The sequence below is a fragment of the Flavobacterium sp. genome, assembly GCF_003525665.1.
Lineage (GTDB): Bacteria > Bacteroidota > Bacteroidia > Flavobacteriales > Flavobacteriaceae > Flavobacterium.
The window spans coordinates 1-8245 of record NZ_DQDX01000096.1 but is presented as its reverse complement, the minus strand read 5'-3'; the positions used below and the strand labels follow the sequence as shown (position 1 = coordinate 8245).

General features: G+C 30.0%; 8 protein-coding genes and 1 pseudogene. 5 read left to right on the top strand and 4 right to left on the bottom strand.

Annotated elements, in window-relative coordinates:
• Nucleotides 1–53: 53 nt before the first annotated feature.
• Both DIU01_RS07155 and hisB read left to right on the top strand, forming a co-directional pair.
• On the top strand, nt 54–554 hold the full coding sequence (locus tag DIU01_RS07155; protein WP_290832936.1) for a hypothetical protein: 501 nt from the start codon (nt 54–56) through the stop codon (nt 552–554).
• Nucleotides 555–673: 119 nt separating this feature from the next.
• Nucleotides 674–1288: pseudogene (gene hisB, locus DIU01_RS07150) on the top strand (histidinol-phosphatase); the annotation flags it as partial.
• Nucleotides 1289–1293: 5 nt separating this feature from the next.
• Here the strand turns inward: hisB and DIU01_RS07145 are convergent.
• The gene (locus tag DIU01_RS07145) at nt 1294–1692 is read right to left on the bottom strand and encodes a glyoxalase (protein ID WP_290832934.1); all 399 of its coding nucleotides are present in this window, start codon (nt 1690–1692) and stop codon (nt 1294–1296) included.
• 76 nt (nt 1693–1768) lie between these two features.
• A complete protein-coding gene (locus DIU01_RS07140) occupies nt 1769–3088 on the bottom strand; it encodes an OmpA family protein (RefSeq protein WP_290832932.1) in 1320 nt (439 codons plus the stop codon).
• Between the two features lie 420 nt (nt 3089–3508).
• On the opposite strand from DIU01_RS07140, the gene DIU01_RS07135 reads away from it, so the two are divergent.
• The gene (locus DIU01_RS07135; RefSeq protein ID WP_290832930.1) at nt 3509–3898 is read left to right on the top strand and encodes a hotdog domain-containing protein; all 390 of its coding nucleotides are present in this window, start codon (nt 3509–3511) and stop codon (nt 3896–3898) included.
• Here the strand turns inward: DIU01_RS07135 and DIU01_RS07130 are convergent, their stop codons facing one another.
• Nucleotides 3899–5158: a mechanosensitive ion channel domain-containing protein gene (locus tag DIU01_RS07130; protein ID WP_290832928.1), complete on the bottom strand. Its 1260-nt coding sequence runs from the start codon at nt 5156–5158 to the stop codon at nt 3899–3901.
• Nucleotides 5151–5435: a DUF3817 domain-containing protein gene (locus DIU01_RS07125; protein WP_290832927.1), complete on the bottom strand. Its 285-nt coding sequence runs from the start codon at nt 5433–5435 to the stop codon at nt 5151–5153. The genes DIU01_RS07130 and DIU01_RS07125 overlap by 8 nt, the downstream gene beginning before the upstream one ends.
• Before the next feature lie 116 nt (nt 5436–5551).
• Between DIU01_RS07125 and DIU01_RS07120 the strand changes: the two genes are divergently transcribed.
• Entirely contained in the window at nt 5552–6067 is a 516-nt protein-coding gene (locus DIU01_RS07120) for a DUF6155 family protein (RefSeq protein ID WP_290832925.1), read from the top strand.
• Nucleotides 6068–6600: 533 nt separating this feature from the next.
• Nucleotides 6601–8136 carry a DEAD/DEAH box helicase family protein gene (locus tag DIU01_RS07115; protein ID WP_290832923.1) on the top strand — a complete coding sequence of 512 codons (1536 nt, stop codon included), beginning with the start codon at nt 6601–6603 and terminating at the stop codon, nt 8134–8136.
• The last annotated feature ends 109 nt before the right edge of the window (nt 8137–8245 follow it).

Genomic DNA, 8245 nt, shown 5'->3' with positions numbered 1-8245 from the left:
CTATAAACAATAAACTATAAACTCTTAAACTATAAACTTTTAAACTTAAAATTATGAACGACGCACATTTACACATGGTTGTAAACCACTTTCCAATTATTGGAACCATTTTTGGATTAGGAATTTTAATTGCCGGAATTGTTATGAAAAACAATACCATTAAAAATACGGCCTATATTTTATTTGTTTTTGCTGCAATATTCGCATTTGCAAGTATGGCAACAGGAGAAGGAGCAGAGGAAATGGTAGAAGACATGCCTTCTGTTGGAAAACAAATCATTCACGAGCATGAAGAAATGGCAGAAAAATTAGCTTTAGTACTCTATATTTTAGGAGTAGTTTCTCTTGCTGGATTATTTTTGAATATTAAAAAGAATGCCAAAGCTAATCTAGTTTCATTTTTAGCAGTAACTATAGCAGTTGTTGCTGTTTTCTTAGGAAAACAAACTGGAACTTCTGGTGGTGAAGTTCGTCATACAGAAATTAGAGCAAATGCTGGAACGAGTTCGGATACAATCCAAAATGGAGGTGAAGCTGCAGAAGACGAAGATTAATTATTAAAAATAGGTTTTGATACTTATTTGCAACACAGACTACAGAAAATATAAAAATTTATAAAATTTCTTTAATCTGTGTTGCATCTTTTATTTAGATTTGAATCAAAATTCATAAAATGAAATCGAAGATTCACGAACACAAAATAGAAAATAATAAACCTGTGAGTAATAAGATACTTTTTATCGACCGTGACGGAACAATTGTAAAAGAAGCAAAAGCACCAGATTATGTTTTAGATACATTTGAAGAATTAGAATTTTATCCTGAAGTATTTCGCTATTTAGGTAAAATTGCACGAAATTTAAATTATGAATTGGTTATGGTTACCAATCAAGACGGATTAGGAACTAAAGCGCTTCCAACTGAAACTTTCTGGAACATTCACAATAAAATCATGAAAGCATTCGAAAATGAAGGAATTGTTTTCAGTAAAGTTTTCATTGATGAATCTTATCCAGAAGATAAAAAACCTACTCGAAAGCCAGGAATTGCAATGGTTACGGAATATATTGATAATCCAAAATATGATTTAGCCAATTCGTTTATGATAGGCGATAGGCTAACCGATATCGAATTTGCCAAAAACCTTGGTTCAAAAGGAATTTTTATAAACAACGACGAAGATCTAGGTGCATCTGAAATCAATTCTAAAAGAGAAGAATTGGACCAAACAATTGCACTTCAAACTGCAAGTTGGAAGGAAATTTATCAATTTCTTAAAAAACAAAGTTCGATTTAAGAAGCTACTTCAAATAATAAAACCTGACTTTTCAAGCGCTCAATCAACATGTTCATCATTCTTTTATTAAGGTTTGATGAATTTTTTATGTATTCAACATATTCATCGGTAGTAAATAATCCGATAACCATTCCTTTTAATGAATTTCTAAGTTTTATATCACGCTGAATTGTATTCTCGATGTATGCCATCTTTTTTTCTGGTGATAAAGTAAAGAAAACGCCTTTTTGCTTTACAGCATAGTTGGTAAAAACTTCTATAAATAAATCATTCTGGAATTTCAAAATAGGGCGAAGTGTTTTATTTTGAAACGATTCTTCGGCAGATGATTGTTCGTTTACTGAACCAATTGTGCCACCGCGAAGTTCTATTATAGCATTATTTCTTGTTTCCATTTTTTATTTAAAGTTATAAAAAAACCTCTGTCGTAAAACAGAGGCTCATTTATAGTTATCAAGAATAAATTGTTAATTATTCTAGGATTTTAAAAGTAACTCTTCTTACTAGTTTTCTAGCATCGGTAGATTTTTTTTCTCCACTAGAATCGTCATTATCACTAGCAATAAACAATCTTGCAGCTCGTATTCCAGAGCGAACTAAAATATCTTTTACAGCTAAAGCGCGTTCTGAAGCTAACTTATCGTTATTTGCATTTGCTACAGTTTCATCGGCATGACCATAAATAACAATTGATTTTGATGGATTGTTTTTCATGTAAGTCTTGATAAACTCTATTCCTTCAATAGAAATTGATGTTGGTTTAGTCTTCCCAGAATCAAAATAAACCGAAACATAGCCATCATTTATAAAACGATTAACAGCATCTGTTTTAGCACCATCTTTTGATGATGAGTTAAAATAACGCTCCATTTCGTCTGGAACACCATTTTTATTTAAATCAACCATTTTTCCTCTAGAATCTACAGCTACACCTGCAGTTGAGTTGTTTTCTTGATCTAAATAATCGGCAACACCATCTTTATCAGTATCATTCATCAAAGTTTCAATAGAACCAACTCTTTTTTCTAAAGCTTCAATTTCTTCTAATGCTAATGTATTTTCCTTTACAACTGCCCAATCACCATGAACATCATTATTACCAATAGAATAGGTCAAACCAAATGAAGTAGTAATCATTTGAGCACTTAAATTACTGTTTGGTGCAGCGCTTGATCCATCCCAATTAAAATGTTGTCTGATATTATTTTGATAAGAAACATCAAACATCAAAGACATCTTTTTAGAAATTCTGTAGTGAGGCGTAACTCCTAAAATCAAACCGCCATTATACTCAGAATTATTATAATTTTGATTAGTAGTTAGAGTGTTTTCAGTTTTAGAGGTCATTGCATCAACTCTAATTCCACCATGAAGCAATAATCCTAATTTACCCAACGATTCTATATCAAATAAACGACTTGCATTAACAACTCCTTGAACTGAAAACCCAATCATTTGCATTTTAAAAGGCAAACTTCCGTTATTTTTAGCGTTTTTAAGTTCATCGAAGTGAAATCCTGCTCTAAGACCAAACTTCGGACTTATCATATATCGCGTAGTGAGTGAAAAACTATTTGCTTCAGGTTTTCCAAAAAAGCCTGATGAACTAGAAAAATAGCCAGCAGAATAAGGTCTAATTCCTTTTGCTTGACCTAACGTAGCTTCGACAGTCCATTTATTGTATTCAATTTTTTTTACCTCTTTTTTCTCATCCGCAACTTTAACTGGTTCTTGGGCATTTACAGAGATCGCAGAAATCATTAGCAATGACAATAATGTAATTTTTTTCATACTTAGATTTACTTTTTTTAATATTTCTTTATTCAAATAGCTAATCTAGGTTTTATTTCGCGATAGATTTGGGATCTATAACAATATTTTATTATAATGTGTTCAATATAATATGATGCAAAATATTAAATTTTTTTAATAGAATACCAATAAACTCGTGCTTTTTTTACTGATATTTTTCGTTTTAATAACAAACCTTGAATTTATTGTAAAAGGTAAAATTACAAAATTATAAGATTAATAATACAAATATTAAAAAACATTTCAAAATCAGGAAGATTTTAAGATTAATAAAATGTTATATCTAAAGCATAACAGTTCACTTTCAAGCTCGAAATCGATATAGCATTTTCCATGATATTTCTTCAATTTTAAGTAATTAAAATAGCTAAATTTGTAGAAAATTCAATTGTAAAAAACATGAGATTTCACACTAGGAAATGGGTTAAACCCGAAGATTTAAATCCGAATAGTACTTTATTTGGCGGACGATTATTAGCTTGGATTGATGAAGAGATTGCGCTTTATTCGATAATTCAGCTGGAAAGTCCAAGAATTGTTACCAAACACATGTCGGAAATAAACTTTAGAAGTTCGGCTAAACAAGGCGATATTGTAGAAATTGGTATTGATGTTATCAAATTTGGAAATACATCACTAACATTAATGTGCGAAGTTAGAAACATGATGACCAAAGAAACCATCATTACAATTGATACGATAACAATGGTAAGCGTTGGACTTGATGGAAAACCACAAGCTCACGGTAAAACCAAAATTGAATACGTAGAAGATCGATTAAAAAGATAGTTATTCGAATATAACTACTTTATCTGTAGGCAATTCAAAAATTTCTAAATCAAAATAAGATATAGAAGCAATGATATGATCAAATATATCCGACATAATATATTCGTATTGTTCAAATCGTTGGTCTTTTGAAAAAGCATAAATTTCCAGTGGAATTCCGTGTGCCGTTGGTTGTAATTGACGACAAAGCAAAATCATTTCTTTGTTCAATCCAGGATAATTTTCTAAATATTGCGTAATATACTTTCTAAACAACCCAAAATTGGTCATATTTCTTCCGTTTATAGAAAGCGATTTGTCGACGTTGTACGTTTTATTGTATTTATTTATTTCATCCTGACGAACATCAATATAACTAGAAACCAATTGAATAGATTTCATTCTTTGCAAATCTTCCTCATTTAAAAAACGAATACTTTTTGCTTTTATCAAAATATGTCTTTTAATTCGTCTTCCTTTAGAATCAAGCATTCCGCGCCAATTTCTAAATGAATCAGAAATCAAACTATAAGTTGGAATTGTTGTTGTAGTATTATCAAAATTTCGAACTTTTACTGTAGCTAAGTTAATTTCGATTACATCTCCATCGGCTCCAAATTTGTCAAAAGTGATCCAATCTCCAATTCGAACCATATCATTCATAGAAACTTGAACACTTGCCACAAATCCTAAAATAGTATCTCTAAAAATCAAAATTACGATCGCCGAAATAGCTCCAAGTGTACCTAATAAGGAACTCGTTTTAATATCAAATATTTGAGAAATAATAACGCCAATACCATATATCCAAAGGACAATCATAATTACTTGGATGTAACTATCAATTGGTTTGTCACTAAATTTGGGTTGTTCTTTAAGATAATCTCTGATGGCTTTTAAAACACTTCGTACAATCCAAAGTGATAATAAAATGATATAAATTCCAACCATTTTACCAAAAACAGATTCCCAATAAACATAATTTTCAAGAATTACAGGAACCGATTTATAAATAAATAGAAACGGAATTAAATGCGCAGTGTACTTCGCAGTTCTATTGGAAACCAATAAATCATCAAAATTAGTTTTGGTTTTTCTAGCAATTAAAATCATCAGCGTTACTAGAATAAGCCTAAAAACTACATAAATTAAATAAGCTAATGCACCTAAAATTAGAATATTAAAAACAAGGCTGATGTAGGCCGCAAAAGTATCTCCAAAATCTAATTTTCGGAGTAATGGATACAACCAACCAAATATTTTTTCTAAAATATCATGCATTTTTTACATACTTTTTTTCAATATAAAAAGTGCCAAACGGAAGCAATGACGCTACTTGAACAATAAAAAAATCTTTAAGCGACCAATTTTGACTTTTCTTAATTAAGAAAGCTAAAATTACATAACCAATGAATAAAACTCCATGAGCCATTCCAATTGGATACAATAATTTTTTATATAAAATCATGTTATTAGGCTTAATTAGTAACATATTGGCGAATAAAACCAAATAAGAAATTCCTTCTAAAATCGCCGTAAACTTAAAAATCTTTGTCATTATTTATTTTTTTGCTTACAAAATTAAGCAATAGATAAATTAAAATCCTACAAACTAACTTACTTTTGTGATTAAATCTGATTTTTCGTTGAAATCAGTATTATTTTAGAACCATCATGAGTAAACGAGATTTAAAAAAATATTTATCAGAACTGAACAAAGCACAACTTGAAGAGCAACTTATTGAGTTGTATGATAAGTTCAAAGATGTGAAAGTGTATTACGATTTTGTTTTTAATCCAAATGAACACAACTTAGTCAAGGATGCCAAACTCAAAATCTCTAACGAATACTATCCAATTCGCGGAAAAAGACCCAAAATGCGTCGTTCTACAGGCCAAAAGTTCATCAAACATTTTATTACTCTTGGAGTTGATTCGTTTATAATTGCTGATGTTATGCTTTACAATATTGAAATTGCTCAAACATTATCTTCAGAGAAATTAATTTCTTCGGAAGCGTTCTACAAAAGTATGCTCAATTCCTTTGAACAAGCCATAAGTTTTATGATTGAGAAAGGGATTTTAGACGATTTTAAAAGTAGAGTAGTGGCCATCAAAGACGAAAGTATCAATCAAAATTGGATCAATAAATCTGAGTTTAATGCTATTGTAGAACGATTTGATTATTAATTATACTAATTCATTTTGAAGTTCGTTATGATAAAAACGAAACAATGAAAAAACAACTAGCTATTACTTTTAATTTACTGATAACAACTTTATTTTTTCTTTCCTGCCAGAATGAAAAATCAAATAAAAATCTAAATAAACTTGAACCTAATAGTTCTTTATATAGAAAAGAGGTAGCTAAGATTATCAATGNNATTCAACTTTAAATACAACCTATATTTTCGAAAAATATTCTTTTAAAAATAATACTGAATATCTGAAAGTCAAAGTTGAAACTCAACATTCTGAGGTATTTATTGATATTAAAGTTCTTGAATGGGATTCGATACTATCTAAAATAAAAGAGTTTAAAGGCAAAGGCTATGCTGGTTCAGAACTTAAGAATCTGAAATTAAAAGTCCTTGATGATGGTAAACAAGTTGAATATATTTACATTAGTGCTGATGAAATTATAGATTAATCTTTAAATAATATCTTTTTTTTATGGTGAAACTCTTTTTTAGACGTAGTTTTGCAAAATTGTAAAAATTGCTATGTCGAAAAAAGATTTACTTGCCGAAATTGAAGATAAGAAGGAACTTTATAGTTACCAGAAGGGCGATATTGATAAAATCTTTGAACGATTAGACAATGCGCCGCACAATTATCATTTGCTTTACCAACTGCCAACTGGTGGTGGAAAAACAGTAATTTTTTCTGAAATTACCAGAAGATATTTAGAACAATATAATAAAAAAGTAGTTGTTTTAACACACAGAATTGAGCTTTGTAAGCAAACTTCCAAAATGCTAAAAGCCTTTGATGTGAAAAATAAAATCATAAATAGTGCCATAAAAGAATTGCCAGATCAAGAAGAATATTCGTGTTTTGTGGCAATGGTGGAAACGCTAAAAAATCGATTAAACGACGAAAAATTAGAAATAGAAGACATTGGTTTAGTGATAATTGACGAAGCGCACTTCAACTCATTCAGGAAGTTATTCAAATCATTTGAAAATGCTTTTATTCTTGGAGTTACTGCAACGCCTTTAAGTTCGAATATCAAACTTCCAATGTATGAAAATTACAGTGAGTTGATTGTTGGAGATACCATTCAAAATCTTATTGAAAAAGGATTTTTAGCCAATGCTACAACGTACAGTTATGATGTTGGATTAACTTCGCTTAAAGTTGGAATTAACGGTGATTATACCGTAAAATCTTCCGATGATTTGTACAGCAATATGGTAATGCAGGAAAAATTATTGCATGCTTATACAGAGAAATCTTTGGGTAAAAAAACCTTAATTTTCAACAACGGAATCAATACTTCGCTGCATGTTTACGAGAGTTTTAGACATGCTGGATACAATATTAGACATCTAGATAACACAACAACTACCGAAGATAGAAAAGAAATTTTAACGTGGTTTAAGAAAACGCCGGATGCTATTTTAACTTCGGTTGGAATTTTAACCACAGGATTTGATGAACCAACAGTTGAAACGATTATATTAAATAGAGCTACAAAGTCGTTAACGCTGTATTTTCAGATGATTGGTCGTGGATCTAGAAAACTACCTAATAAAGATAATTTTACGGTTATTGACCTAGGAAACAATGCATTGCGATTCGGACTGTGGAATAATCCTGTCGATTGGCAGCACATTTTTAAATCACCTGAATATTATCTAGAAAGTCTGCGTGAAGATGCCGATATCGAAAGTAATTTCAAATACGTAATGCCAGATGAATTGCGAAAGAAATTCAGCAAAACAATTGATGTTACGATGGATATTCATGAAGAATTTAAATTCACAGTAAAAAATAATTTAAAAGCAAAATCAATTTTAGAAAAATCTTTAGAACAACATGCAACAATGTGCGTTGAAAATACCGAAGATTTAGTTGAAGCTCGAAAATTATCTAAAGAATTAAATGACGATATTGAATACAGAATTAAACAATATTGTATTTGTTTAGGAAACGTTACAAAAAACTACAGAAGCTGGCTTATAGAAGATTATTCTTTAAAACTTACAATTGCCATTGGTAGAATATACCGTATAAAGATAATGTCTGAAGACTAATAAATTCTGAAATTGTCCTACTTTTTATTGATATTCTTTTTGAACTATAATTTATATTATGTAAAATAGAATTTTTGTCAATTTCATCGTTACCTAAATATTCTCAGGA